The organism is Muricoccus harenae (assembly GCF_009848505.1).
Lineage (GTDB): Bacteria > Pseudomonadota > Alphaproteobacteria > Acetobacterales > Acetobacteraceae > Roseomonas > Roseomonas harenae.
Genome location: NZ_WWDL01000006.1, coordinates 96,159 through 119,999, shown reverse-complemented (window position 1 = coordinate 119,999; position 23,841 = coordinate 96,159). Strand labels below are relative to the sequence as shown.

Annotated in this window: 23 protein-coding genes and 1 tRNA gene; 12 read left to right on the top strand and 12 right to left on the bottom strand. The window is 69.8% G+C overall.

The genetic code is table 11. The features are described from left to right. Positions 1-5: 5 nt before the first annotated feature. Both GSE44_RS06915 and GSE44_RS06910 read right to left on the bottom strand, forming a co-directional pair. Positions 6-2,546 (bottom strand): hybrid sensor histidine kinase/response regulator, encoded by a 2,541-nt coding sequence (locus tag GSE44_RS06915; protein ID WP_328799055.1) that lies wholly within the window; start codon positions 2,544-2,546, stop codon positions 6-8. 181 nt (positions 2,547-2,727) lie between these two features. Beyond that, positions 2,728-3,324, bottom strand: a complete 597-nt coding sequence (locus tag GSE44_RS06910; RefSeq protein ID WP_159348059.1) for a histidine phosphotransferase family protein — start codon at positions 3,322-3,324, stop codon at positions 2,728-2,730. A 115-nt stretch (positions 3,325-3,439) separates the two neighbouring features. Between GSE44_RS06910 and GSE44_RS06905 the strand changes: the two genes are divergently transcribed. The 4 genes from GSE44_RS06905 (at position 3,440) to GSE44_RS06890 (ending at position 5,866) form a co-directional block, all read left to right on the top strand. Beyond that, positions 3,440-3,622, top strand: a complete 183-nt coding sequence (locus GSE44_RS06905; protein WP_159348058.1) for a DUF3553 domain-containing protein — start codon at positions 3,440-3,442, stop codon at positions 3,620-3,622. Further along, on the top strand, positions 3,619-4,374 hold the full coding sequence (locus tag GSE44_RS06900) for a sulfite exporter TauE/SafE family protein (protein ID WP_201305964.1): 756 nt from the start codon (positions 3,619-3,621) through the stop codon (positions 4,372-4,374). Before GSE44_RS06905 ends, GSE44_RS06900 begins: the two co-directional genes overlap by 4 nt. A 68-nt stretch (positions 4,375-4,442) precedes the next feature. Further along, the gene (moaA, locus tag GSE44_RS06895; protein WP_235924601.1) at positions 4,443-5,432 is read left to right on the top strand and encodes a GTP 3',8-cyclase MoaA; all 990 of its coding nucleotides are present in this window, start codon (positions 4,443-4,445) and stop codon (positions 5,430-5,432) included. Positions 5,433-5,452: 20 nt separating this feature from the next. Further along, complete coding sequence (locus tag GSE44_RS06890; protein ID WP_159348055.1) at positions 5,453-5,866, top strand: hypothetical protein; 414 nt, start codon at positions 5,453-5,455, stop codon at positions 5,864-5,866. Between the two features lie 45 nt (positions 5,867-5,911). On the opposite strand, the gene GSE44_RS06885 is transcribed toward GSE44_RS06890, so the two are convergent. Continuing rightward, entirely contained in the window at positions 5,912-6,316 is a 405-nt protein-coding gene (locus tag GSE44_RS06885; protein ID WP_159348054.1) for a tautomerase family protein, read from the bottom strand. A 91-nt stretch (positions 6,317-6,407) separates the two neighbouring features. Here GSE44_RS06885 and GSE44_RS06880 point away from each other — a divergent pair, with 91 nt between their 5' ends. After that, a complete protein-coding gene (locus GSE44_RS06880; RefSeq protein ID WP_159348053.1) occupies positions 6,408-7,316 on the top strand; it encodes a LysR family transcriptional regulator in 909 nt (302 codons plus the stop codon). On the opposite strand, the gene GSE44_RS25565 is transcribed toward GSE44_RS06880, so the two are convergent. The 3 genes from GSE44_RS25565 to GSE44_RS06865 form a co-directional block, all read right to left on the bottom strand. Next, on the bottom strand, positions 7,252-7,386 hold the full coding sequence (locus GSE44_RS25565; protein ID WP_235924600.1) for an ArsC/Spx/MgsR family protein: 135 nt from the start codon (positions 7,384-7,386) through the stop codon (positions 7,252-7,254). The two genes, GSE44_RS06880 and GSE44_RS25565, sit on opposite strands and share 65 nt — an antisense overlap. Positions 7,387-7,557: 171 nt before the next feature. After that, positions 7,558-8,541, bottom strand: a complete 984-nt coding sequence (locus tag GSE44_RS06870; RefSeq protein WP_159348052.1) for a Bug family tripartite tricarboxylate transporter substrate binding protein — start codon at positions 8,539-8,541, stop codon at positions 7,558-7,560. A 54-nt stretch (positions 8,542-8,595) separates the two neighbouring features. After that, positions 8,596-9,897, bottom strand: a complete 1,302-nt coding sequence (locus GSE44_RS06865; RefSeq protein WP_159348051.1) for an HdeD family acid-resistance protein — start codon at positions 9,895-9,897, stop codon at positions 8,596-8,598. 114 nt (positions 9,898-10,011) lie between these two features. Between GSE44_RS06865 and GSE44_RS06860 the strand changes: the two genes are divergently transcribed. The 4 genes from GSE44_RS06860 (at position 10,012) to GSE44_RS06845 (ending at position 13,374) form a co-directional block, all read left to right on the top strand. After that, complete coding sequence (locus tag GSE44_RS06860; RefSeq protein ID WP_235924599.1) at positions 10,012-11,178, top strand: MFS transporter; 1,167 nt, start codon at positions 10,012-10,014, stop codon at positions 11,176-11,178. Between the two features lie 53 nt (positions 11,179-11,231). Beyond that, positions 11,232-12,599 carry a replication-associated recombination protein A gene (locus GSE44_RS06855; RefSeq protein WP_159348103.1) on the top strand — a complete coding sequence of 456 codons (1,368 nt, stop codon included), beginning with the start codon at positions 11,232-11,234 and terminating at the stop codon, positions 12,597-12,599. After that, the gene (gene crcB, locus GSE44_RS06850; RefSeq protein ID WP_201305959.1) at positions 12,596-12,982 is read left to right on the top strand and encodes a fluoride efflux transporter CrcB; all 387 of its coding nucleotides are present in this window, start codon (positions 12,596-12,598) and stop codon (positions 12,980-12,982) included. Before GSE44_RS06855 ends, crcB begins: the two co-directional genes overlap by 4 nt. A gap of 98 nt (positions 12,983-13,080) precedes the next feature. After that, positions 13,081-13,374: a hypothetical protein gene (locus GSE44_RS06845; protein ID WP_159348050.1), complete on the top strand. Its 294-nt coding sequence runs from the start codon at positions 13,081-13,083 to the stop codon at positions 13,372-13,374. Between the two features lie 20 nt (positions 13,375-13,394). On the opposite strand, the gene GSE44_RS25265 is transcribed toward GSE44_RS06845, so the two are convergent. The 3 genes from GSE44_RS25265 to GSE44_RS06830 all read right to left on the bottom strand — a co-directional run bounded on the left by GSE44_RS25265 (position 13,395) and on the right by GSE44_RS06830 (position 16,610). Further along, positions 13,395-13,589: a hypothetical protein gene (locus GSE44_RS25265; protein ID WP_201305963.1), complete on the bottom strand. Its 195-nt coding sequence runs from the start codon at positions 13,587-13,589 to the stop codon at positions 13,395-13,397. 545 nt (positions 13,590-14,134) lie between these two features. Next, positions 14,135-15,811 carry a PAS domain-containing hybrid sensor histidine kinase/response regulator gene (locus GSE44_RS06835; protein WP_201305958.1) on the bottom strand — a complete coding sequence of 559 codons (1,677 nt, stop codon included), beginning with the start codon at positions 15,809-15,811 and terminating at the stop codon, positions 14,135-14,137. Between the two features lie 10 nt (positions 15,812-15,821). Then, positions 15,822-16,610, bottom strand: coding sequence for an alpha/beta fold hydrolase (locus GSE44_RS06830; RefSeq protein ID WP_235924598.1), 789 nt, complete (start codon positions 16,608-16,610; stop codon positions 15,822-15,824). A gap of 369 nt (positions 16,611-16,979) precedes the next feature. Between GSE44_RS06830 and GSE44_RS06825 the strand changes: the two genes are divergently transcribed. Then, positions 16,980-17,792, top strand: a complete 813-nt coding sequence (locus GSE44_RS06825) for a class I SAM-dependent methyltransferase (protein ID WP_159348048.1) — start codon at positions 16,980-16,982, stop codon at positions 17,790-17,792. Between the two features lie 267 nt (positions 17,793-18,059). Here GSE44_RS06825 and GSE44_RS06820 read toward each other — a convergent pair whose 3' ends face one another. After that, positions 18,060-18,668 (bottom strand): GNAT family N-acetyltransferase, encoded by a 609-nt coding sequence (locus GSE44_RS06820; RefSeq protein WP_159348047.1) that lies wholly within the window; start codon positions 18,666-18,668, stop codon positions 18,060-18,062. 83 nt (positions 18,669-18,751) lie between these two features. Here GSE44_RS06820 and GSE44_RS06815 point away from each other — a divergent pair, with 83 nt between their 5' ends. Together GSE44_RS06815 and GSE44_RS06810 are read left to right on the top strand one after the other, a co-directional pair. Then, positions 18,752-19,726 carry an RluA family pseudouridine synthase gene (locus GSE44_RS06815; protein WP_159348099.1) on the top strand — a complete coding sequence of 325 codons (975 nt, stop codon included), beginning with the start codon at positions 18,752-18,754 and terminating at the stop codon, positions 19,724-19,726. Positions 19,727-19,782: 56 nt separating this feature from the next. Beyond that, on the top strand, positions 19,783-22,323 hold the full coding sequence (locus tag GSE44_RS06810; protein WP_159348046.1) for an AsmA family protein: 2,541 nt from the start codon (positions 19,783-19,785) through the stop codon (positions 22,321-22,323). Positions 22,324-22,346: 23 nt separating this feature from the next. On the opposite strand, the gene GSE44_RS06805 is transcribed toward GSE44_RS06810, so the two are convergent. Both GSE44_RS06805 and GSE44_RS06800 read right to left on the bottom strand, forming a co-directional pair. Then, positions 22,347-22,419, bottom strand: a tRNA-Ile gene (locus GSE44_RS06805). A 78-nt stretch (positions 22,420-22,497) separates the two neighbouring features. Further along, a complete protein-coding gene (locus tag GSE44_RS06800; protein ID WP_235924597.1) occupies positions 22,498-23,772 on the bottom strand; it encodes an E22 family MetX-like putative esterase in 1,275 nt (424 codons plus the stop codon). Positions 23,773-23,841 lie beyond the last annotated feature (69 nt).

Here is a 23,841-nt window from a genome sequence, read left to right as displayed (position 1 = left end):
TCCTCTCAGTGCTGGCTGGCGGCCAAGCGGCCGCGCAGCGCGCCCAGCAATGCGTCGCGATCGAATTTCGGCACGTATTCGTCGAAGCCCGCCTCGCGGCCGCGCCGCTCCGCCTCAGGCTCCTGGCGTGAGGTGAGGGCGATCATCGGCGTCGTGTGCCAGGTGCCGCCGTCCCGCGCGGCGCGCGCCAGCCCCAGCCCGTCCAGCTCCGGCATCTCGATATCGGAAATCACGGCGTCGAAGGTTTCGCCAGCCTCGCGCAGCTTCAGCGCCTGCGCACCGCTGCCCACCGCCACCACCTCATAGCCGGCGGCGCCGAGCACGGGGACGAGCATGTTGCGGAAGAAGGCGCTGTCCTCCACCACCAGCACGCGGGCTGGGCGCGCGGCGGGTCGCTTGCCGCCGAACCAGTCGTCGCCCGCTTGGCGCAGCCACCAGGCACAGTCGATCACCTCGGTCGCGCGCCCGGCGATCACCGCCGTGCCGAGATAGCCCGCGCGGTCCTGGCCGTTCTCGATCTTCAGCGCCTCCTCGACGACGTCGAGGATCTCCTCCACCGCCAGCCCCATGGCGCGGTCGCCATCATTGAAGACCAGCACGGCTTGGCGGCTGCCGGGCGCAGGCGGTATCCAGCTGTCGCTCATGGGCACCAGCGGCATCAGCGCGCCGCGGTACTGCACCACCGGTCGGCCATGCGACATTTCAATGCGCTCGCCCGGCAGGTCCTCCAGCCGTGCCACCAGCCCCAGCGGCACGGCGCGTGGCGCGCCATCCCCCGCCCGGAACAGAAGCAGCGACATGCGCTCGGCCGAGGATGCGCTGGAGATGGCGGCGCCGCGCCGTGCCTCCTCCTGCACGCCCTCCGCGCCGACACCTGTGGCACGCGCGATGCCGTTCGGGTCCAGGATCATGATGACGGATCCGTCGCCGAGGATGGTGTTGCCGCTGAACATGGTGACATGGCGCAGGATCGGCGCCACCGGCTTCACCACGATCTCTTCTGTGTCGAAGACGCGGTCGACGATAATGCCGAACAGGTTCTGCCCGACCTGGGTGACGACAACGAAGCCGCCGCCATCCGCTTCCCCCGGCCGTTCGTCAAGGCGCAACAGCCGCGACAGCGAGACGAGCGGCAGCAACCGGTCGCGCAGCCGCAGCACCAGTGCGTCCTTGATATGCGCGACGCCGTCGCCCGCGCGCACCAGCTCGACCACGCCGATCTGCGGGACGGCAAAGCGCTCGCCGCCGGCTTCGACGATGAGGGCGGAGACGATGGCCAATGTCAGCGGGATCTTGATGAGGAAGGTGGTGCCTTTGCCCTCGCGTGAGCGCAGGTCGATAGTGCCGCCGATCTTCTCGACATTCGTCTTCACCACATCCATGCCGACGCCCCGGCCAGAGACGGAGGTGACGGCAGCGGCGGTCGAGAAGCCGGCGCGGAAGATGAAGCGCTGAATGTCGCGCTCCCCCATGCCCGCCAGCTCCTGCTCGGTCGCGAGTCCCTGGGAGAGCGCCTTGGCACGGATCTTCTCCACCGCCAGGCCGCGCCCGTCATCGCCCACCTCGATGATGATGTGTCCGCCCTCGTGATAGGCGTTGAGTGTGACGGTCCCGACCTCCGGCTTGTCCGCGGCGCGACGGTCCGCGGGGGATTCGAGGCCGTGGTCACCGGAATTACGGACCATATGGGTCAGCGGGTCGCGGATCAGCTCCAGCACCTGCCGGTCGAGTTCCGTCTCGGCGCCGCGCATCTCCAGCTCGATCTTCTTGCCGAGCTCACGCGAGAGGTCGCGCACCAGCCGAGGCAGTCCCTTCCAGGCATTGCCGATTGGCTGCATGCGCGTCTTCATCACACCCTCCTGCAACTCGGATGTGATGTGGGAGAGGCGCTGCAGCGGGCCGGAGAGCGCGCCGTCATTGCGCGCTCGGGAGAGCTGCAGCAGCTGGTTGCGCGTCAGCACCAGCTCGCTGACGAGGGTCATCAGGCTTTCCAGCACGTCCACGTTCACGCGCAGCGTCTGGGCGACGGCCACGGCCTCGCCGGCCGGTGCTGCAGTGGGTTCCACCGCGGCGGGTGCCGGCACTGCAGGCGGGGCTTCCAAAGGCTCCGCCGGGGCAACGGCAGGCGCGCCTTTCGCGCGGCGCGGTTTGGCGGTGGCGGGCTTCGCCACCCGCCGCTTGCCGGCGGAAGCCGGCACCTCGACCACGGCCACTGGGACAGCGCGCTCCGGAGAGGCCGCCGGGGCATCCTCCGGCGCCACTTGGCCCGTGAAAACCGCATCTAACTCGGCGATGAGGGCGGCGTCGTCCCCGGCGGGCTCGGCCCCCGTGGCCTCGAGTCCCGTCATGATCTCCCGCACCCGGTCCACCACCCGCAGGATCAGCGACACCCCACCCGAGGTGACGGACAGCGAGCCCTCGCGATAGCGCCCGAGCACGTTCTCCCCGGCATGGGCCACCTTCTCCAGGCGGGAGAGGCCCAGGAAGCCGCAGGTGCCCTTGATGGTGTGGATCAGGCGATAAGATCTCGCCGATCGTCCGGGCATCGTCCGGATGGCGCTCCAGCCGCAGCAGCGCGGCGTCCAGCCCAGCCAGCCCCTCGCCCGTCTCGGTCAGGAAATCGGCGATCAAGTCGTCCATCGGAACCCCGCACCCGTTCTGCGGCATCCAGGATCGGGGCGGGGGGCGAAGATTCGGTAAAGCCGCGGCGGCTTTCGCGAGCGTGCCTCAGCCGGCGCGCGGCATCAGGGTCAGGGGCGGAACCGCGCCTTCGCGGCCCATGGCGAGGCCGAGGACCATCCCCGCCTCACCGGCGAGGTGGAGAAGGAGCGGCGCCAGCACGTCGCGCGGGCCCGCCACCGCCTCCCCCGCCAGCGTCGCGGCCAGGGCTGCCGGCCAAGCGGCGTTGCGCCCTTCCGGCCAGATGGCGATGCCGGTCCCGTTGCCGGCCAGGTGGATGGTGCCGCCGCGCGGCAGGGCCTCGCTGCCCAGCATGGCGGCCGCCAATGCCGCCTGTGCCAGCGCGGCGGGCAGCGGCACCTCGGGCAGGCCGGACAGGTCGGCCGTCACGCGGCCATTCGCCAGCGTCCCTTCCAGCAGTTCCGCCAGGCCTTGCCGGTCCAACGGACCGGTTCCAGCTCCGGCCGCCGCCCGCCAGAGACGCAGGCGACGGCGCATGGCCTCCGCTCCATCCCGCGCGACCGACAGGGCCTCGACAGGCTCCACCTCCGCAAGCTCCAGGGCGCCGGACAGCGCCCCCAGCGGGCCACCCAGGTCATGGCAGATGCGGGCACACACGTCCTGCGCCAGGGAAAGCACGTCCATTCGGGCGCTCCTGTAGGGATGGGTCGCTTTTGCCGGGGGCCGGCTTGATGGCTAGTAAACCCTGGCGCAATGGGGAAGCCGCCCTGAGACGCCACATGCAGGAAACGGTCAAGGAATGTCGGATAGTCTCTTCGAGCCGGGCCAGTATGTCCGCCACCCCCAGCGGCCCGAATGGGGGGTCGGACAGGTCCAGTCCGTAGTCGGGGACCGGGTGACGGTGAATTTCGAGCATGCGGGCAAGCTTCTGATCAACACCGCCCATACGGTGCTGGAGCCGGTGGACGGAACTGGCCCGTGACCGCCTTCATCGAGGACGTCCCGCGGCTCCTCCTGAACCTGCCCTTCCTCCTCGCCGCCCTGGCCACCGCGGTGGCCGGGGTGATGCGGGGCTATTCGGGCTTCGGGACGGCGATCCTGCTGGCGCCGGTTTTCGCCACCCTCTGGGGGCCCCGCGCCGGGGTGCCGGTGCTCCTGCTGATGGAACTCTTCGTCTCCGCCCAGCTGCTGCCCCGCGCGCTGGGCGAGGCGGACAAGCGCATGGTGCTGCCCCTCGGCCTGGCAGCGGCGGTGGCCACTCCGCTGGGGATCTGGGTGCTTCTCCATGCGGATGCCGAGGGGCTGCGCCGGGCGATCGGGGCGCTGGTGCTCGTCTTCGGGCTGCTGCTGCTCTCCCCATGGCGCTATCACGGGCCGCGGCCCCTGGGGCTCAACCTGGCGGTCGGGGCAATGGGCGGGCTGCTCAAGGGCGCCACCGGCATGTCGGGGCCGCCCGTCATCCTCTATCTTCTCTCCGGGCCCGAGGAGGTGCGGCGGCACCGGGCGAACCTCATCCTCTTCTTCGGCCTGATCGCCATTGTCTCGGTGATCCCGCCCATCTGGAACGGGCTGATGGGCCGGGAGGCACTGATCCGCGCGGCGCTGCTGCTGCCCGTGATGCTGATTTGCGTGCCCCTCGGCGCCCGCATGTTCCATCTGGTGCCGCCGCGCTGGTACCGCCGCTTCGCCTTTGCTGCGCTCATGGCGGCGGGCGGGGTTGCGCTGCTTGGATAGGCCGGCCCTTGCGCGGAAGGGGGTTCCCGGCCCAAATCTTGATGGCGTTGCAGGAGTTCCCCCCACCCATGCTCGATCCGTTCGGCCGGCGGATTTCCTATCTCCGCGTCTCGGTCACGGACCGCTGCGATCTTCGCTGCGTCTATTGCATGGCCGAGGACATGACCTTCCTGCCGAAGAAGGAGCTGCTCACCCTCGAGGAGCTTGAGCGGCTCTGTGGTGCCTTCATTGACCTGGGCGTGGACCGCATCCGCCTGACCGGCGGGGAGCCGCTGGTGCGGCGCGGGGTGCTGCAGCTCTTCCAGGGGCTCGGGCGGCGCATCGGGGATGGCGGGCTGCGGGAGCTGACCGTCACCACCAACGGCACGCAGCTGACCAAGATGGCGGATGACCTGTATGCGGCCGGGGTGCGGCGGATCAACGTGTCCATGGACACGCTGGACCCTCAGACCTTCACCGCCGTCACCCGCTGGGGCAAGTTGGAGCAGACGCTGGACGGCATCTTCGCCGCCAAGGCCGCCGGGCTTGCCGTAAAGATCAACGCCGTCGCGCTGAAAGGCGTGAACGAGCACGAATACGACCGCATGATTGCCTGGTGCGGCGAGCACGGCTTCGACCTCACGCTGATCGAAACCATGCCGATGGGCGACATCAGCGGCGACCGCACCGATCAGTACCTGCCCCTTTCCACCATCCGCCGCCGCTTGGCGGAACGCTGGACGCTGTTGCCCAGCAGCCACCAGACTGGCGGTCCCGCCCGCTACGAGACGGTGCAGGAAACCGGCCGGCGCATCGGCTTCATCACGCCGATGACCCATAATTTCTGCGAATCCTGCAACCGCGTGCGGCTGACCTGCACCGGCACCTTGTATATGTGCCTCGGCCAGGAGGATGCGGCGGACCTGCGCGCGCCCCTGCGCGACTCCTCGGTGGACGATGCGGGCTTGCGGGAGGCAATCCTCTCGGCCATTGCCCGGAAGCCGAAGGGGCATGATTTCGTCATTGGACGGGATTCACGCCCCTCGGTCGGCCGGCACATGAGCGTGACGGGCGGTTAGGCGCGGAGGGGAAGACGATCGTGCTGGATTCGGAAATCGTCGGCCGCCTGGCGATTCCGGGGCTGCCGGAATGGAGCGGGCTGGTCGTCCTGTTGCTGGGCCTGCTCTTCGTAGCGGCCTTCCTGATGATGCCCTTCAGCGTCTTCGGCCTGAAGTCGCGGCTGGATGCCATCGAGGCGCAGCTCGACGACGTGCAGCAGGAAATCCGCAGCCTGGCCCTGCGCCTGCCCGAGCCGGCGGTCCGCCGCCGCGCCGCGAGCCTGGATGATGGCTATGACGAGCCGCCCAGCCTGCTTGCACGGCCCGAATCCTCCCTGAGGGAGGACCGTGCGCCGCGCATGACGCCGCCGGTGCCGCCGCCTCCGGCCTGGCCGGAAGGCGGGCGCGACGCGAGCAGGCGCGCCGAGCCCCGCCTGGGCGGGCCGCGCCGCTAGGGCATTCCCGCGAAGGCCGGGACCTCCCGTCCGGCATTCACCTCATCAGCCTGGATGGGCTGCTGCCCAGCGGGCTTCCTGCGTGCGCCCGCCATAGCCATAGGCATGGCCGTCCGCGGCATGGACGAGCACGTAGCTCTCCTCGTGCAGCGGCCCGAGCAGCTCCCGCATCGCCGCGAAGGCTGCACGGACGAAGCCCGCAGTCTCGTCCTTTGTGTTCGTGCCGGCGGTGATCTTGATGTCCAGCCAAAAGGCGGAGAGCCGCGCCTCGGCCAGGCTTTGGCCGGCGATGTACCATCCTTCGGGATCGGCGGGCTCCACCAGCACGGCGGTGACGCCGGGGTCCTTACCCAGCACCTCCGCGGCGAGGCGTGCGGCAAGAGCGGCTAAAGCAGGGCGCAATTCGGGGCGGGGCTGGGGGGTGGCATAGCGCAGGGTGATCATCGGCATGGGCATCTCCTTTCGAAGATGAAAGTTTGGCCTGCCCACGACCATCGCGGAATTCCATGACTAGCTGGTTTCATCATAGCCTTCTGCAATCATGCTCGACCTGGAATCCGTCCGGCTCTTCGTCCTCGCGGTGGAGTTCGGCAACCTGACCCGCGCCGCGGAAGCGGCAGGCACGGTGCAACCCGTGGTCAGCCAGCGGCTGAAAGCCCTGGAGGCCCGGTTAGGCCGCCGCCTGCTGGACCGCTCGCCCCGCTTCGTCCGCCCCACCGCCGAGGGCGCGGCCTTCCTGGTCCATGCCCGGGCGCTGCTCGCGGCTCATGACGCGGCGCTGCGCCCAACGGAGGCCCCTGCCCCGCGCGTTGCGATTGGGCTGAGCGACCATGCGGTCGGCCTCGGCTTGCCGGCCCTGTTGCTCCGCCTCCGGGCCGCCCTGCCCGCCCATGCGGCGCTGGATGTGCGGAGCGGCCTTTCCATCCCTCTCCGCACCGCCTTCGACGACGGCGAACTCGATGCCGTGGTGCTGCGGCGCGAAGCGGGCGGCGCGGAGGGCGAGCTGCTGGGGCTGGACCCGCTCGGCTGGCGGGGTGCATCAAGCTTCACGCTGGCGCCGGGTGCCCCGGTGCCGCTGGCGGTGCTCGCCCCGCCTTGCGGAGTGCGCGCGGCAGCGGAGCGGTCCCTGGATTCCGCAGGTCGCTCCTGGCGGGAGGCCTATCGCGGCGGAAGCTGCGCCATGCTGCTGGCCGGCGCCCAGGTTGGGCTGGGGGTGGCGCCAATGGGCCGGGTCAGCGCCGGTGGAGCGCCGGATCTCGGCCCGGCGCTCGGGCTGCCGCCGCTGCCGGCCTCCGAGATCGTGCTGTTCGGCCGCGCCGCCTCGCCAGAGGCCGGGGCGGTGCTGCGCGGCCTGGCAGCCGGGATGCGCGCGGCGCTTGGCGCCTTCAGCCCGGAAGGATCTCGCACAGCGTCTCGGCGGGGCGGCAGAGCCGCACCCCCTTCAGCGTGAAGACGAAAGGCCTCTCGATCAGCCCTGGGTTGGCGGTCATGGAGTCCAGCAACGCCTCATCCACGAGCACGGGATCGGCCAGGAGGGCCGCCCCCTCCTTCCGCCAACTCGGCGCGCATTGGCGGAGTACGCTTGTACTCCACCACCGCCGGTTAGATCCCGGCCTCGCGCAAGGCCGACAGCACGTTGCGGGAGGTGCCGCAGGCCAAGTTGTGCCAGATGGTGACCGCGCGAGATGCCGTCAGCCCACCTCGATCTTCGCGCTGCGGACGATCTCGGCCATCGCATTGCGCTGGGCGGTGACATAGGCCGCGAAGGTTGCCGGATCGGTGCCCACGGGGATAGCACCCAGCGCGTCCAGCCTCTGCTTCACCGTGGCATCGGCCAGCGCGGCCTTCGACGCTTCGAACAGCTTCTGGATGATCGGCTGGGGCGTGCCGGCGGGGGCGTAGAGTCCGTTCCACTCGTTCAGCTCATAGCCGGGGAAGCCCTGCTCCGCGATGGTGGGCACGTCCGGCAGCGGCGGGATGCGCTCGGCCGTGGTGACGCCGAGAGCCCGCAGCCGGCCGTCGCGCACCAGCTGAACCGAGGATGAGACGGTGCCGAAGACGAAGACGGTGCTGCCCCCCATCACGTCCTGCAGCGCCGCCGTGCCGCCGCGATAGGGAACGTGCTGGATGTCGAGCCCCGCGCGCTGCAGGAACAGCGCTGCCGCGAGATGCGCGGCCGTGGCATTGCCGGATGAGCCGTAGGAGAGGTTAGGCTTGTCCTTCGCCCAGGCGATGAATTCCGCGACATTGCGCGCCGGCACCTTCGCCGGGTCCACCACCAGCAGCTGCGGCAGCACGACCACCTGGCTGATATAGGCGAAGGCCTTCGAATAATCGAAGGGCAGGCCAGGCAGCACGAAGGGGTTCACCACATGGGCGAGCGCATCGACCATGATGGTCTGCCCGTCCGGGGCGGAGCGGGCGAGTTCGCCAGCGCCCAGGCTGCCGCCTGCGCCGGGCCGGTTCTCCACCACCACGGGCTGGCCGAGCGCCACGCCCATCGGGCCGGCCAGCAGCCGGGCGGTGGTGTCGACGCCACCACCGGGGGTGTAGGGCGCGAGCAGGCGGATCGGCCGGCTGGGATAGGCGGGCTGCGCTGAGGCCGGGCGGATGACGTGCAGCGCGGGCAAGGCAAGGATGGCGGCGCCGAGGGCGCGGCGGGTCGTGCGTGGCATTTGGAAGTTCTCCTTGGCAGGATTCTAGCGCAGTTCAATTATCTCCGCGCCAGGTTAACGCTCCGCCTTCCCCGCCGCGGCGCTGCTGGCGGCCTTCAGCCGGAGCCATCCCAGGGCCGGTAGCCCTGGCTCGACCACGATCTGGAGCAGCCGCGCATAGTCGAGCACCAGCCCAGGTGTCCAGGCCATGGTCTCCGCCCGCCGGCGCAGTACCCCGGCAGCCCAGAGCTCTGGGCTGAGCATGGCCTGCAGGCCGGAACGCCACGGCTTGCCGGTGCGGCCGAGTGTGCCCTCCAGCGCCGCATCCAGCGCATGCGCGACGACGCTCGAGCAGTTCCGGTTGGTCAGGTTGTAGGTCTTGTCCTCGCGATAGGCCTGCCAGAAGGCGCGCAGCCGCTCGGCGTCGAATCGGCTGAAGCGCACATGCTCCGTCGCCTCGCACCAACCCGCTGCCTCCTCGGCATAGCTCGGCTGGAAGCGGCCGGGCACGTCGTTATCCTGGGTGGCGCGTAGGGTGCGGCTGAAATCATCCGGCGAACGGTCGATCTCCACGGCGGGGTAATGGCTGATGTAGAGATCCGGCTTCAGCTCCATTGCGGCATGGCCCGTGGAGATCACCCCCTGCGGATCGACGGCGGCGACATAGCGGTCCACCAGCGGGCGGCGCGCGACCGTTCCCGCGGAGCCGGTCGGCGTCCAGACATGGACGATGAGGTCGCCGGCCGAATCGTCGTCATCTGCCATACGCCGCAGCCAGGCCGCCGCCGGAAGCGTGCCGCCGAGCAGCACGGAAATCGGTGCGCCGGGCGGCATGCCGCGCAGGCGCAGGGCCAGCCGCAGGGTCGCCAGGCCGCCGACGATGAGTAGCGCGCCGACATTGGCGCCGATCGTGCCCTCATAGCCCGTGGGCCATGGCTGCAGCGTGGCGATGGCGAAGAGAAGCTCCACGATTCCGGCCCCGAGCGACCAGCGCCATCCCCCGAAGCGGACGACATAGGCGCTTGCGATGCGGAAGCCGCCATCCATCAGCAGCACGAGCCCAAGCAGGATCGCGATGATCAGATTGCCATGCGGCGGCTGGATGATGATGAGCACGGAGGGCACGATCAGCACCGCCGCGCGCGTAAAGCGGTAGCCGCGGCGCGACACCGCGGCCACAGCCGCCGCCAGCGCGACAAGCCCCTCCAGCAGCAGCAGGTAGCCGAAGTAATGCGGCTGGATGACCGTGTCGCCGTCCAGCGCGTCGATCAAGATCGCCACGCCGATCGCGCCCCAGAGCAGCGACAGGCCCGTAAGAATAGCCCATCGCCGCTGGATCAACTCGGATCCCAGCAGGAGCAGCAACAGCCGGATCATGATCTTGCCTCCTCGTTCCCCCGGCTGATCGGAATGCACAGCGGCAGGACGTCGAACTGGAACGATCCTTCATCACATGGGAAGCTGCAACGATAGCCCTGGGGATTCTCGCCTTTGCACAAGCCAGCCAGCCTGCCTTCGCCCGATCTCCTGTCCCAGGGCGCCGTCATCGCCACGGCCATGATCTTCGGCCTCACCTACAGCCTGAGCGCGGCGCTGATTGCGCTCGACCTGGCGGAGATGGGCTTCGGGGAGGGAATGATCGGCGCCAATGCGGCGATGCATGCGGTCGGCGTGCTCGGCATGGCCTTCCTGCTGCCGCGGCTCGTGCCATCCATCGGAATGCGGCGCCTCGTGGTGGGCGGGCTGCTCGTCGCGGCGCTGATCCTGGTGCTGTTTCCGGCCGCACCGCTGATCTGGCTGTGGTTCCCGCTGCGCCTCCTGCTCGGTGCCGCATCGGAGACGCTGTTCGTGCTCTCGGAGACTTGGCTGAACAGCCTGAGCACGGAGGAGACCCGTGGGCGCGCGATGGGCGCCTATACGGCGGCGCTGTCTGTCGGCTTCGCGCTGGGGCCACTGATCCTGTCCCTGGTCGGGACGAGCGGCGCCCTGCCCTATATCGTCGGCGGGGCGATCACGGCGGCTGCGGCGGTGCTGGTGGCCTCGCCGCGAATCCGCGAACCGGCGGTCGACCAGGCATCCCATGGCAATCCGCTGCGCTTCCTCGCTTTGGCGCCGGTGGCGATCGCGGCGACGACGCTCAACGCCGCCATCGAGACGGCGGGCCTCTCATTCCTCGCGATCTATGCGGTGAACCTGGGCTGGGGCGAGACGGAGGCGACGCAGCTGATGTCGTGCATGATGTTCGGCGCCATCGCGCTGCAGCTGCCGATCGGCTGGATCGGCGACAAGATGAACCGCGAGGTGCTGATCGTCTCGCTGGCCGGCTTCGCGGCGCTTGGCGCGCTGGTCTGGCCCTGGGCGCTGATGAATCCATGGACAACCTATGCGCTGCTCTTCGTCTGGGGCGGTGCCTTCGTCGGCATCTACACCATGATGCTGACCATCATCGGCAGCCGCTTCGGCGGCGGGGACCTGGTGGGCATCTATGCCGCCATGGGGCTGATGTGGGGGGCGGGCGCCCTGGCCGGGCCGGTTCTGGCCGGCGCGGCCATGCAGGCCACCACCCATGGCCTGCCGATCTTCGTGGCCCTCGCCTGCGCGGGCTTCATGGCGGTGGCGCTCGGCGTCTCCCGGAAGCCGGGCCGCGCCATCTCCTGAAGGTGGCGGCGGGGGCCATCGAAGCGGCGCCCGTCTTCGCCTATCTTCTCCCGATGCCACCCCGTCGCCCCGCCGCTGCCCAGGACCTGTTCGGCGCCGCCGAGCCGCCGCCCGAAGCGCCCGCCGCCTCGTCCGGCCATGCCGGCCCCCGGCCGCTCGCCGACCGGCTGCGGCCGCGCAGCCTCGCGGAGGTGGTGGGGCAGGATCACCTGCTGGGGCCGGAGGGCTCGCTGCGGCGGATGCTGGACCGGGGAGCGCTCGCCTCCCTGATCCTCTGGGGCCCGCCGGGAGTGGGGAAGACGACCATCGCCCGCCTGCTGGCGGAGGAGGCGGGGCTGCGCTTCACCGCCCTCTCGGCCGTGTTCAGCGGCGTGGCGGATCTCAAGCGCGCCTTCGACGAGTCGCGGATGCGGCGGGCGAACGGCCAGTCCACCCTTTTGTTCGTCGATGAGATCCATCGCTTCAACCGCGCGCAGCAGGACGGCTTCCTGCCGGTGGTGGAGGACGGCACGGTGGTGCTGGTGGGCGCGACCACGGAGAATCCCTCCTTCGCCCTGAACGGCGCGCTGCTGTCGCGCTGCCAGGTGATGGTGCTCAAGCGGCTGGACGATGCGGCGCTGGAACTGCTGCTGGCGCGTGCCGAGGAGGAGGGCGGAAAGCCGCTGCCGCTTGACGATGCCGCCCGCGCGACGCTGCGGGCCATGGCGGATGGCGATGGGCGCTACCTGCTGAACATGGCGGAGCAGTTGCAGGCGCTGCCGGCCAATACGAAGCGGCTGGATGTCGCCGGCCTGTCCTCGCTGCTCGCCAAGCGCGCGGCGCTCTACGACAAGGACCGGGAGGAGCATTACAACCTCATCAGCGCCTTGCATAAGTCGCTGCGCGGTTCGGACCCGGATGCGGCGCTGTATTGGTTCGCGCGCATGGTGAAGGGCGGCGAGGACCCGCGCTACATCGCGCGCCGCCTGGTGCGCTTCGCATCCGAGGATGTGGGCGCGGCCGATCCGGGATCGCTCACCCTCGCCCTCGCCGCCTGGGAAACCTATGAGCGGCTCGGCAGTCCCGAAGGCGAGCTAGCCCTGGCGCAGTTGGTGCTGCACCTGGCGGCGGCGCCGAAGTCGAACGCCGCCTACGCCGCCTGGAAGGCCGCGCAGGCCGCCGCCACCGAAACGGGAAGCCTGATGCCGCCGCCCAACATCCTCAACGCGCCGACGAAGCTGATGAAGAGCCTCGGCTATGGCCGCGACTATGCCTATGACCATGACAGGGAGGATGCCTTCTCCGGCGCCAACTACTTCCCCGAGGGAATGGAGCGCCTGCGCCTCTACCGCCCCACAGAACGTGGCGCGGAAGCGCGGGTGGCGCGGCACTTGGAGCGGCTGGAAGCGCTGCGCGAGGACATCCGCCGGGGCGAGCGGTGAACCCGCTTTCGGCGGTGCCTATCCTCTGCGTGGCGGCGGGCGGAGCGCTCGGCTCGGTCGCGCGGCACTGGATCGGGGTGATGGCGCTGCGCCACCTGGGGACGAATTTTCCCTGGGGTACGCTGACGGTGAATGTCATCGGCAGCGCGGTGATCGGGGTGATCGGTGGCGTGATCGCGGCCGGCACGGTGCTGGCGCCGGAGCTGCGGCTCTTCCTCGTCACCGGCGTTCTCGGCGGCTTGACCACTTTCTCCTCCTTCTCCCTCGACACAGGCGCGCTGTTCGAGCGCTCCCCGGCCCTGGCGGCGGCCTATCTGGCGGCCAGCATCACCGGCGGGCTCGCGGCCTTCGCCCTGGGCTGGTGGCTGGGCCATCGGGCCTGAGGACGCCCACTGGCCGGGCCGATCACTTTGGTCTGTCTGCCGGCGATGCGCGGCTGCTAGGCTTCTCTGCCGGCCGAACGCCGGCAGGGAGAAGAAGAATGCTGGGCCAAGGGGTCTTCGGAAGCCGCCAGGCGGCCTTCCCGGTGGAGGTCGCCGTCCACATCACGCAAGACGACGACGGAAGGCTGATTGGTGTCGTCGTGCCGCCGGGCGGCCATGGCGCGCTCTCCTCCGACGGTGAGCTGCCCGCCGGTCCGGGCCTGGTCCCGCGCCCGGCAGCCCTCGCGATCAATGACGGCATCCGAAAATCCCAGGCGCTACAAGCTCCGCTGATCATCGTGGATCCCTACGGGGTCTGGGACAGCAGCTGGGGAGAGTTGCGCGAGCACTAGCCCAGCCGGGCGGCCGCGCCTCAGCTCCGCGCCGGCTTCTTCCCGTGCGAGACCTCCGGCGTGCCGGGGAACAGCGGCATATGCCTGTGCGTCGCCACCCAGGTATCGCCCAAAGCTTTCCGCGCGAAGGTGACGGTGGCACTGCCCAGCCGCTCGAAACAGCCCCAGTCGATCAGCGCCGCGAGCCGGACCAACTCAGGCCGTCCGTCGATCATGTCGATCAGGCGTGGGCTTAGCAGGTCGTCCTGCTCAGCCGAGCGAGAACGGTGCTACATGGCTGGCAGAAGCGCAGGCTTTGCCGCCTATTTCGACCGAACCTTGCAATTCCAGCATCCCAGATCACGAGCTTTTCAGCCTGGAGTCAACGGGTAGCTGGTTGTTCAAGGCCAACTGCGAAACCCACAACCCGCACCGGACCAAGGAGCCCTCATCTAGAAGCGGACCAGCAACTTGCGGGCCGTGCAGATCCTGCTTGGCCATACAGAAATCGAGAGCACGGTGCGGTACCTGGGCGTTGATGCCGAGGATGCCCTGACACTGTCCGAGGCGACCGAGCTCTGACCGCTGGAGTATGGGCGAGCTCCCAGCAACTCGGGGCAGCCCCGACGTCCCAAGCCCCCTCACCCGGACCGCGGACCGGAAGCACCCCGCCTCGGACATGACGAGCAATCTCGCTAGATCCTGGAAGCGGACACCCTTGCTGCAAGGATTTTGCTCGGCAGATTTCTGCGATGGACGGAAGCCGGACCTCCAGATCGTGTCAGCCGCCTTTGATGAGACCCTTGATCCGGCTGGCTAGCGTGTCCATGGCGAATGGCTTTGTCAGCATGTGCATGCCGGGCTCCAGATGGCCGTGGCTGATGACGGCGTTCTCTGCGTAGCCCGTGATGAACAGCACCTTCAGACCAGGCCGCACCGCCCTTCCCGCCTCGGCCAACTGACGGCCGTTCATGCCGCCGGGCAGGCCAACATCGGTAACCATGAGGTCGATCCGTGCATTGGACTGCAATATTTTCAGCCCGGTCGGACCGGCCGCGGCCTCAATAGCTGTGTAGCCGAGTTCCTCCAGCACCTCGGTGACCAGCATCCGCACGGTTGGCTCGTCATCGACCACCAGCACAGTCTCGCCCCGCCCGGCCCGTGGCGCCTCGATCCCCTTGGCGATTTCCGTGGCTTCCGCGGCTTCCGCCTCGCCGAGGTGCCGGGGCAGGTACAGACACATGGTCGTGCCCTGGCCCAGTTCGGAATAGATGCGAACCTGGCCGCCCGACTGGCGAACAAACCCGTAAATCATCGAGAGGCCCAGACCTGTGCCCTGGCCGAGGGGCTTGGTAGTGAAGAAAGGGTCGAAGGCGCGTTCAATCACGTCGGGCGGCATGCCGGTGCCGGTATCGCTGACGCAGAGCGAGGCGTACTGGCCCGGAGGCAGGTCACGGACCCGCGCAGCCCGCTCATCGAGCCAGCGGTTGCCGGTTTCGATCGTCAGCTTTCCGCCATGGGGCATGGCGTCTCGGGCATTGATGCACAAGTTCAGCAACGCGTTCTCAAACTGGTTTGTGTCGACCAGAGTGGTCCAGAGCCCGCCTGCTGCCACCACCTCCACCACCACGGCCGGTCCCATGGTACGCCGGATCAGGTCCTCCAGGCCTGCGACCAGCCGGTTGATGTCGGTGGGCTTGGGATCGAGCGCTTGCAGACGCGAGAAGGCGAGGAGCCGGTGCGTCAGCGTTGCGGCCCGCTTCGACGCGCCCAGGGCCGCGACGATGTAGCGCTCCAGCTCGCCGGTCCTCCCCTGCGCCACCCGGGTCCGCAACAGTTCGAGACTACCGGTGATTCCGGCCAGCAGGTTGTTGAAATCATGCGCGATGCCGCCCGTGAGTTGGCCCACGGCCTCCATCTTCTGGGCTTGGCGCAGTGCCTCCTCGGCCTTCATCCGCTCCTGGACGGCCTCTTCGATCCGCGCCTCCAGCGTGAGGTTAAGCTCGCGTAGATCAGCGTTGGCCTTTTCGGCCGCCCTGCGCGCCTCCAGGAGCTCCTGCTCGTACCGCCTGCGGTCGGAGGCGTTGAACACCGTCACTCGGATGAACCGCACGCTCCCGGCGCCGTCGCGACGCTCGACCGCATTGACCAGCACGGGCAGGCGTGAGCCGTTGGCGCAGACGAGATCGAGTGCGACCTCGTTGAAGAAGCCCTGCATCCGCAGCAGGGGCGCGAAGTGGGTCTCGTAGTAGATCTTCCCCGCGATGTTCAGGAAGTCCTGGAAGCGACGCCCGACGAGTTGGTCGCGTCTATATCCCGTCCATGCAATGAAGGTCTGATTGGCCTTGATAATCCGGCCCGCAGGCTCAGCAGAGAGGTAGCCACAGGGGGCGTTATCGAAGAGGTCCTCGAGGTCCTCAACGTCCTGCGGCCTGGAATTGGAGATGTCTTCGTCCAAGGTGCGGATCTTAGAGGAAGGCTCTCATGGCGGCGATCGTCTCCTCGGGGGCGCTCAGGTTCGGGCAGTGCCCGGTGGCGCCGAGGAGCACGAACTCGCTGCCGGGAATGGCGCGGTGCACGTACTCTCCAACACAGGGCGGCGCGATCACGTCCTCCGAGCACTGGAGGATGAGTGAGCGGGCCTTCACCTCGGCCAGATCCGCGCGGTTGTCGGAGAGGAAGGTGGTCCGGGCGAAGCGCTTGGCGATCTCTGGATCCGTGCGGCAGAAGCTGTTCGTCAGCTCCTCGCCCAGCTCGGGGCGGTCCGGATTGCCCATGATGACCGGCGCCATGGCTTGGGACCAACCCATATGGTTGCTGTCCAGGAACTCCAGGAGTTCGTGGATCTGCCCCTCGCTGAAGCCGCCGACATAGTCTTCGTCGTCGATGTATCGGGGAGAGGGGCCAACCAGGACGAGCCTGTCGAAGAGTTCCGGCGCCCTCCTGGCCGCCAGCAACCCAATCATGGCACTCACGGAGTGGCCCACGAAGACGCCGTCCTGGATCTCTAGTTCCCGGCAGAGCTCGATTACATCCTCGGCGTACCCATCCAACGAGGAATACTTTTCCGGATCATAGGCCGAGAGATCGGACCCGCCTGCGCCCACATGGTCGAACAGCACGATCCGGTAGTGGTCGGCGAATGCTGGCGCGACGAAACGCCACATGTTCTGGTCACAGCCGAAGCCGTGGGCGAAGACCATCGCCTTTGGGCCGGAGCCGCTCACGTTGACGTTATGCCGTCGCGAAACCGACAACGCTGATCCTCCTGCCGCATACCTGCTCGCTGCCTCCCTACAGCAAGACGAATTGGCGCAACAGGCGCCCAGATGGAGGACCACATTGGCACCGAAAGGCCGGATTCGGGTCGGCTGCGGTGATGACCTCAAGAGCCACTCAGCGCCCATGTTGGACGACTGGCTGCGCTACCCAGCTTCCCTGGAGCGGATATCGCCTCGTTCGGCTCTGCTGACCGAGATGGGTGGACCACCGTCATTCCAGAGCTGCGCCATGAACGAATGACTGCTCAGGAGGAGCAAATACGCACACGCTCATGATTGGCAGTGCGGAGCAGGGTGGCAGGGGTTACGCTCGGCCTCTGATCGAGAGGTCGCCGAGAACACCCCATGGCCGAAGATTCCTGGCAGCTTACCGGGAGCGGGCCCGAGAGCTACGAACGCTATCAGGTGCCGAGCGTCTTCGGGCCGCTGGCGCGACTCCTCCTCCGGCATGTTCCGCCGCGCTCTGGACAGCGCATGCTGGACGTGGCCTGCGGCACGGGAATCGTCGCGCGGCTGGCCGCGTCGATCCTCGGACCGGAAGGTTCGGTGCTCGGCGTGGACTTGAACGCCGGGATGCTTGAGATCGCACGGCGGGAATCGCCCTCCGGCGGTGCTTTCCTGGAGTGGAGGCAGGCCGATGCGACTGCCCTGCCTTGCCAGGACGCCGAATTCGACATGGTGCTCTGCCAGCAGGGCCTCCAGTTCTTTTCGGACAAGGGGGCCACGTTGCGGGAGATGCACCGCGTGCTCCGGCCGAGCGGGCGCGTCGCGCTCTGCGTCTGGCGGGGCATCGAGCACAGTCCCTGCCACGTCGCGATTGCGGAGGCGCTACGCCGCCATGCCGGTCCCGATGCCGCACGGCGCTTCGGGGCGCCCTTCGCGTTCGGCGACGGGGATGCGCTCCATTGCGCCCTGGTCGAAGCAGGGTTCCAGGACGTGGAGGTCCGGGTGGAGGTGCTGGAGCGGCACCTCCTGCCGCCTGAGGAGTCCGTCCCTGGCCTGCTGGCGAGCACGCCGGTCGGGCCCGAGGTGGCCGCGCTCGGGGAGGCGGTGCGCCACGCTATCGTGGAGGAGGTCACGGAGGCGCTGGCATCCTATCGCGACGAGGGCGGGTTCACGGTCCCGCAACCCACTCACATCGTGCTGGCAACGCGGTAGTCGGGAGGCGCAGCTTCGCCCGGCGACGCCCGAGCGTGGTCCAGGTGTGCTGGAAATCCGCGGCAAAGGTGCCAGACGCGGAGAGCCTCTGCCTAAGCGGTTGAGAAAGCCCGAACGAAAACAATGACGCAGTTGGTGGACCCTGCTGCCCCATGCCGAAGAAGTCGGCGGGCGGGGACGAAATCCACGGCGCGGACATTGTCCGCCAGCTCGCGGAACCAGTCCCGCACCAGGGCGATGTCTCCGGCTGCACCGGCGCGGTGGCCCTCACGGGAACGGCGATTGTCTCTCTCGATCCGCGTCGCTTGAGGCTGCCTTGGTGCCCGGGCCCAAGCCCCGCCGGTCTGGCGGCGGTGCCCGGCGGATCTCGTGGAACACCGTCCGCTCGTGCCGTCCCCGCGCGGGGACATAGGTGAAGCGCGCGCCCACCGGAGCCATGCCCAGGGCTCGCATGACGGCGAAGGAGGCCTGGTTGTCCGGCTGCGCCCCGGCCTCCACCACCGCGACGCCGAGCCGCTCGAAGGCGACAGGCAGCAGGGCCGCCGCCGCCTCGCGGATATAGCCATGGCCCTGATGCGCCTCGGCGCACCACCAGCCCATGCTGGCCCGAGCGGCATCCTCAGGCGCCCGCAAGGCATGGACCCAGCCGACCAGGGCGCCATCCGCGGCCCGTTCCACAACGCAGATCAGGCCGACGGGGCGCCATTCGACAATGCGGGCGGCCATGCGCTCCTCCGTCCAGGGCATGGGCCAGGAGGCCAGCCGGGCGGAGATGGCGTCGCTCATCAGCGCAGCCAGCGGGGCGGCGTCCGGGGCCTCCGCGCGCCGGAGGACGAGACGCTGGGTGCGGATGGGCGGGAAGGAATCGTCGCTCATCGGGGGAGCTTGCGGGAAGCGGGCTGCCCCGCGAAGCCATGGGGTGCATGGCGCCCCCGGGCTGGTGCTACACCCTGCCCACCATGAGCATCGCACTTGAGACCGTGACACCCGACGAGGCTGATCTCCGCCTCGACCGTTGGTTCCGCCGCCGCCACCCGAACCTCACCCAGGGGGCGCTGCAGAAGATGCTGCGCACCGGTCAGGTACGGGTGGACGGCAAGCGGGCCGAGACGGGCACGCGCCTGACCCCCGGCCAGCAGATCCGCGTGCCCCCGATGCCGGAGGCCCGGCCCCCCGAGCCCGTGCGCCCCGCCGTCTCCGAGCAGGATGCCGCGATGCTGGAGCGGATGGTGATCTACCGGGATGATTCGGTGATCGCCCTGAACAAGCCGCATGGGCTGCCCGTGCAGGGCGGGCCGAACATCGCGCGCCACCTGGACGGCATGCTGGATGCCCTGCGCTTCGGGGCCGAGGACCGCCCTCGCCTGGTCCACCGGCTCGACAAGGACACCTCCGGCGTCCTGCTGCTGGCGCGCAGCGGCGCGGCCGCGGCGAAGCTGGCGGCGGCCTTCCGGGGGCGGGATGCGCACAAGACCTATTGGGCGCTGGTGGTCGGCCGGCCGCATCCGCTCGCCGGGCGGATCAACATGCCGCTCTCCAAGCAGGGCGGCCCGCGCGGCGAACGCACGGCCCCGGCCGAGGAGGGCGATGACGGCGCCCATGCCATCACCGACTTCCGCGTGGTGGACAATGCCCGCAAGCATGTCTCCTGGCTGGAGATGAACCCGCTGACCGGCCGCACCCACCAGCTTCGCGTCCATGCCGCCTCGGCGCTGAATTGCCCGATCCTGGGCGACGGGAAATACGGCGGGGCGACCGCGCATCTGGAGGGAATGTCGAACCTGCTCCACCTCCATGCGCGGGCGATCGAGCTGCCGCATCCCGAGGGCGGCACGCTTTCGGTCTCGGCTCCGCTGCCGACCCATATGAACGAGAGCTTCGCATTCCTCGGCTTCGACCGCCCGCGCACGCCGCCGGCGAAGCGGACCCGCTGACGCCTGTCTGCCTTCCCTGACCAGCCTTTCCCCGACGCGCTGACCGGAGTGACGCCATGACCCAGCCCCCGCATCCCGGACGCCTCCGCCGGTTGCGGCCCTGGCTGATCGGCCTGGGCGTGCTGGCGATCGGCCTGCCGCTGCTCGGCTATGCGGCGCTCTGGGTCGCGCTGCGGTCGGACGCCATCCGGCCGCGCATGGAAGCGGCGGTGCAGGCGGCGACGGGGCGGGCCTTCACCCTGTCCGGCCCGGTCGGCCTGCGCCCCTCCCTCGTCCCGACCATCACCCTGGAAGGGCCGGTCCTGGCCAATGCGCCGGGCGGCTCGCGGCCCGAGATGCTGCGCGCACGGCGGATCGAGGCGCAGGTGGCGCTGCTGCCGCTCCTCTCGCGCCAGGTGCAGCTGAAGCAGCTGACGCTTATCGAGCCCGACCTGCTGTTGGAGATGGACGCGCAGGGGCGCGGAAACTGGCAGCTTGGCCCGGCCGCGCGGCCGGCGGCGGTGGCGCCGGAGCCCTCCGCTTCCCCTACCGAGCCGTCGAAGCCGGTGGCGCTGGACGTGGAGATGGTCACGGTCCAGGGCGGCCGCGTCACTTGGCGCGCCCCGGGGCAGGAGGAGGTGGTGGAGCTTCCGCGCCTGACGCTCCGCGCTTCGGACAAGGGCATTCTGGCTGAAGGGCAGGCGGTGGCGCGTGGCCTCACCGCCACGGTGAACGGCGGCACCGGGCCTCTGGCGGCGCTACTGGAGGATCGTCCTGGCGAATGGCCATTCCGTGCGGGGCTTTCCGCCCCAGGGCTGAATGCCGAGGCCAGCGGCGCGCTCACCCTGCCCTTCCAGGGCAGCGACTGGCGGGCCCGGCTGGCTGCCACGGCGGATACGGCCGCCCGGCTGGCGCCGGTCCTGCCCGGCACCGCTCTGCCGGAGGCCGAGGGCCTTTCCCTGGTTGCGGAGCTGGATGGCACCACCGGCCTCCGCTCCCTCCACGCCTCCGTCAACGAGGCGACCGTCCCGGTGGCGGGCCGGCCCCTGAAGATCGGCGCGGCGCAGCTCACCGCCACCGCGCCGGATGCGCCGGTGACGCTGACCGGCACGCTGCGGATGGGCGACCTGCCCCTCACCCTCGCCGCCCAGGGCCCCACCCTGGCGGCGGCGCGCGGTGCGGGCGCCCTGCCCCTGGCCGTGACGCTGGAGGGCGAGGGGCTTGCCGCCTCCGCGCGCGGCACTCTTCCGCCGGGGCGGCAATTGGCGGGAACCGAATGGCAGGTCGCGCTACGGGCAGCCGATCTCCGGGGCCTCGGCGCAAAGGCGGGAACGGCAGGGCTGCCGGCCCTGCATGACACTGTGGCGGAGGGCATGCTCCGCGTGCTGCCAGAAGGGATCAACCTGCAAGACCTCCGGCTAACCTCCCGGGAAGCAGTTGGCCGGGCGACCATGGCTTGGCGCATCGGGGTCCCGCCGCGCGCCATCCTGCGAGCCGAAATGGAACACGTGGATGCGGATGCGCTGATGGTGGCGCCTGCCGCCGCGCCTGGGGTGCCTGCCCCGGCCCCCGCGCCGGCGGCACCGCCTGCCCAGGCGCCGGCGGCGCGGCCCGACGGGCGGGTGATCCCCGATACACCGATTGACCTGTCCGCCATCCGCGACGCCCCGCTTGCAGTCGACTTGGAGACGAGCATCGCCACGCTGCGGGCCCGCGGCGCGGATTGGAAAGGTGTGTCGCTGCGCGCCCTGCTGGACGGGAAGAAGCTGACGGTGGAGCGCTTCGCCGCCACCACCCCCGGCGGCCCCGTCTCAGGCGCCCTGGCCGCGGCCGCGGATGCAGCGGTGCCGCGCCTTTCCCTCACCCTTCGCAGCGGCGAGGGTGGGGTGGACCCGGCGCCGATTCTCGCGGCCTTCGGCGTGCAATCCCCGGTCTCCGGCCGCGGCGCGGTGGACCTGTCGCTTCGCGGCGAGGGAGCCGGGATGCGCGCCGTGGCGGCGAGCCTCGGCGGCCATCTGGGCCTGGCCATGACGGGCGGACAGATCGATCAGCGCCTGATCGCCGGGGCCACCAACGCGCTGCGCGGCGTGGTGCCCGAGAACGCAGTGGGCGGGGCGGCCGATATTCGCTGCCTGGCCCTGCGCTTCGATCTGGAGCGTGGGGTCGCGCAATCCCGCGCGCTGCTGGTGCAGACGGGCGTCGCGACCGTGCCGGGCGGCGGCGCGGCCAATCTCGGGGACGAGACCCTGGCCTTCCGCCTGCGCCCGGTGATCCGGGTGGGCGATGTTTCCCTGTCCACCCCACTCGGCATCACCGGCCGCTTCGGCAATCCGCGCGTCACCGTCGATCCCAATGCGGCGGGCGCAGCGGCAGCGGGGGTGCTGGGCGGGCTGGCCCAGCGTTCGGAGGACAAGGACACGGCCGCGATCGGCGCGCTGGTGGAGGGGCTGCTGGGCGGGCGCGGCGCAACGCCGACTGTGGATTGCGCGGGGCAGTTGGCCATCGCACGGGGCGCGGCGCCGGCGGTCGGCACGCCGCCGGCCGCGCCGGCCCCGCAGGCGGAACGCCCGCGGCAGCCGGCGGTGCAGGATCTGCTTCGCGGGCTGCTGGGGCGGTAGGCGGATCGTCATGGCGGCGGGGATGGGCCGGGCAGGAATCGAACCCGCAACCAAGCCGTTATGAGCGGCCAGCTCTAACCGTTGAGCTACCGGCCCGTCCCTGGGCTCTCTAGAGCGGATCGCGCCCGGGCGAAATCACCTAGGCGCGGGAATCCGCCCGAAGGCGGCACGGGCTCACCGCGCCATGAAGTCGCGGATCGCCGCCTCCGCCTTCGTCATGCTGGCCACCCCTTCCAGATGGCCGAGGCCGCCTTCCAGCTCCGCCACCGCCACTGGGCGGCCGGCTTTGCGGAGGGCCTCGGCGAGATCCTGGTTATAGACAATGGGGAAGACCCGGTCGCCGGGCGCGGGCACCACCAACCAGCGCGCCTGGCTGCGGGACAGCGCTGTCGCGGTATCCGGATATTCGTTCAGGAACAGCTGGTTGGCGCGGGTGAGATAGAGGAAGGCATTGGCGTCCGAACTGCGGGCGCGGGCAGTGGCGGCCTCGTCCAGGAAGCGTTCCACCGCAAAGGAATCGCTGATGCGGCGGGCGGGGTCCTGGCCGTCCACGGGGCGGCGCTTGAACTGGGCGAAGGCGCCGCGGTCCCGCGACTGGAGGGTGACGATCTTCAGCGCCTCGGCCAGCCCGCGCAGCGGCGGCTCCCGGCCCTGGCCGTAATAATCGCCGTTGCGCCAGTTGGGATCCATGCGGATCGGCGCCTCCCATATTTCCATCCAGCCGAGGAGGAAGGCATCGAACTCGCCGGTGCCGACGGCGGGCATCACCCGCTCCACCATCTCCGGATAGGCGCAGGCCCATTCGATAGCCTGGAGCGCGCCGCCGGATGGGCCGGCCACCAGGGCCAGCCGCTTCACGCCAAGGCTGTCGAGCAGGCGCTTCTGCACCTCGACGAAGTCGCGCATCGAGACGACCGGATAGGTCATGCCGAAGGGTCGGCCGGTGGATGGATCGAGGGTGGCCGGACCGGTGCTGGTGGTGAAGGCGTCGTTGAGGTTGAGGTTCACCAGCGTATCGGAGGACACGACAAAGTAGCGGTCGGTATCGATCGCCTTGCCCGGCCCGATGATGTTGTCCCAGTAGCCAGGGGGCCCATCGGCCGCGAACCGGCCGAAGGCGTGGCTGTTGCCCGAGAAGAAATGGGTGATCAGCACGGCATTGTCGCCGGCCTCGTTGAGCGTGCCTGCCGTTTGGTAGCCGATCCGCGCATTGGGGACGGTACCGCCCGTCCGGGTCTGGTAGGAGCCGGCCTCGAAGATCTGCTTGCGCACGATCAAGGGCCGTGGGGCCGGGGCGGCGGGCGCCGTTCCGCCCTGGGTTGCTCCCTGGACCGTTCCCGGGGCGGCGCCGGGTGCCGGCTGGGCCAGGATGGCGCGCGGGCTGAGAAGGGCCGATGCGGCAAGCGGCGCGGCCAACAGCGCGCGGCGGCGGAAACGGGGAGCGGTCACAGGCGGGTTGCCTCGCTTCGGGATTGTTTGCGTCCATGCTGAGGGGGCGCGGCACGGGCCGCAAGCGGG

Coding starts and splice junctions, on each gene's coding strand:
- GSE44_RS06825 (WP_159348048.1), top strand. CDS start 16,980: ATGGCCGAAGATTCCTGGCAGCTTACCGGGAGCGGGCCCGAGAGCTAC.
- GSE44_RS06885 (WP_159348054.1), bottom strand. CDS start 6,316: ATGCCGATGATCACCCTGCGCTATGCCACCCCCCAGCCCCGCCCCGAA.
- GSE44_RS06845 (WP_159348050.1), top strand. CDS start 13,081: ATGCTGGGCCAAGGGGTCTTCGGAAGCCGCCAGGCGGCCTTCCCGGTG.
- moaA (WP_235924601.1), top strand. CDS start 4,443: ATGCTCGATCCGTTCGGCCGGCGGATTTCCTATCTCCGCGTCTCGGTC.
- GSE44_RS06865 (WP_159348051.1), bottom strand. CDS start 9,897: ATGATCCGGCTGTTGCTGCTCCTGCTGGGATCCGAGTTGATCCAGCGG.
- GSE44_RS06820 (WP_159348047.1), bottom strand. CDS start 18,668: ATGAGCGACGATTCCTTCCCGCCCATCCGCACCCAGCGTCTCGTCCTC.
- GSE44_RS06910 (WP_159348059.1), bottom strand. CDS start 3,324: ATGGACGTGCTTTCCCTGGCGCAGGACGTGTGTGCCCGCATCTGCCAT.
- GSE44_RS06880 (WP_159348053.1), top strand. CDS start 6,408: ATGCTCGACCTGGAATCCGTCCGGCTCTTCGTCCTCGCGGTGGAGTTC.
- GSE44_RS06855 (WP_159348103.1), top strand. CDS start 11,232: ATGCCACCCCGTCGCCCCGCCGCTGCCCAGGACCTGTTCGGCGCCGCC.
- GSE44_RS06810 (WP_159348046.1), top strand. CDS start 19,783: ATGACCCAGCCCCCGCATCCCGGACGCCTCCGCCGGTTGCGGCCCTGG.
- GSE44_RS25265 (WP_201305963.1), bottom strand. CDS start 13,589: ATGATCGACGGACGGCCTGAGTTGGTCCGGCTCGCGGCGCTGATCGAC.
- GSE44_RS06915 (WP_328799055.1), bottom strand. CDS start 2,546: ATGCCCGGACGATCGGCGAGATCTTATCGCCTGATCCACACCATCAAG.
- GSE44_RS06815 (WP_159348099.1), top strand. CDS start 18,752: ATGAGCATCGCACTTGAGACCGTGACACCCGACGAGGCTGATCTCCGC.
- GSE44_RS06870 (WP_159348052.1), bottom strand. CDS start 8,541: ATGCCACGCACGACCCGCCGCGCCCTCGGCGCCGCCATCCTTGCCTTG.
- GSE44_RS06905 (WP_159348058.1), top strand. CDS start 3,440: ATGTCGGATAGTCTCTTCGAGCCGGGCCAGTATGTCCGCCACCCCCAG.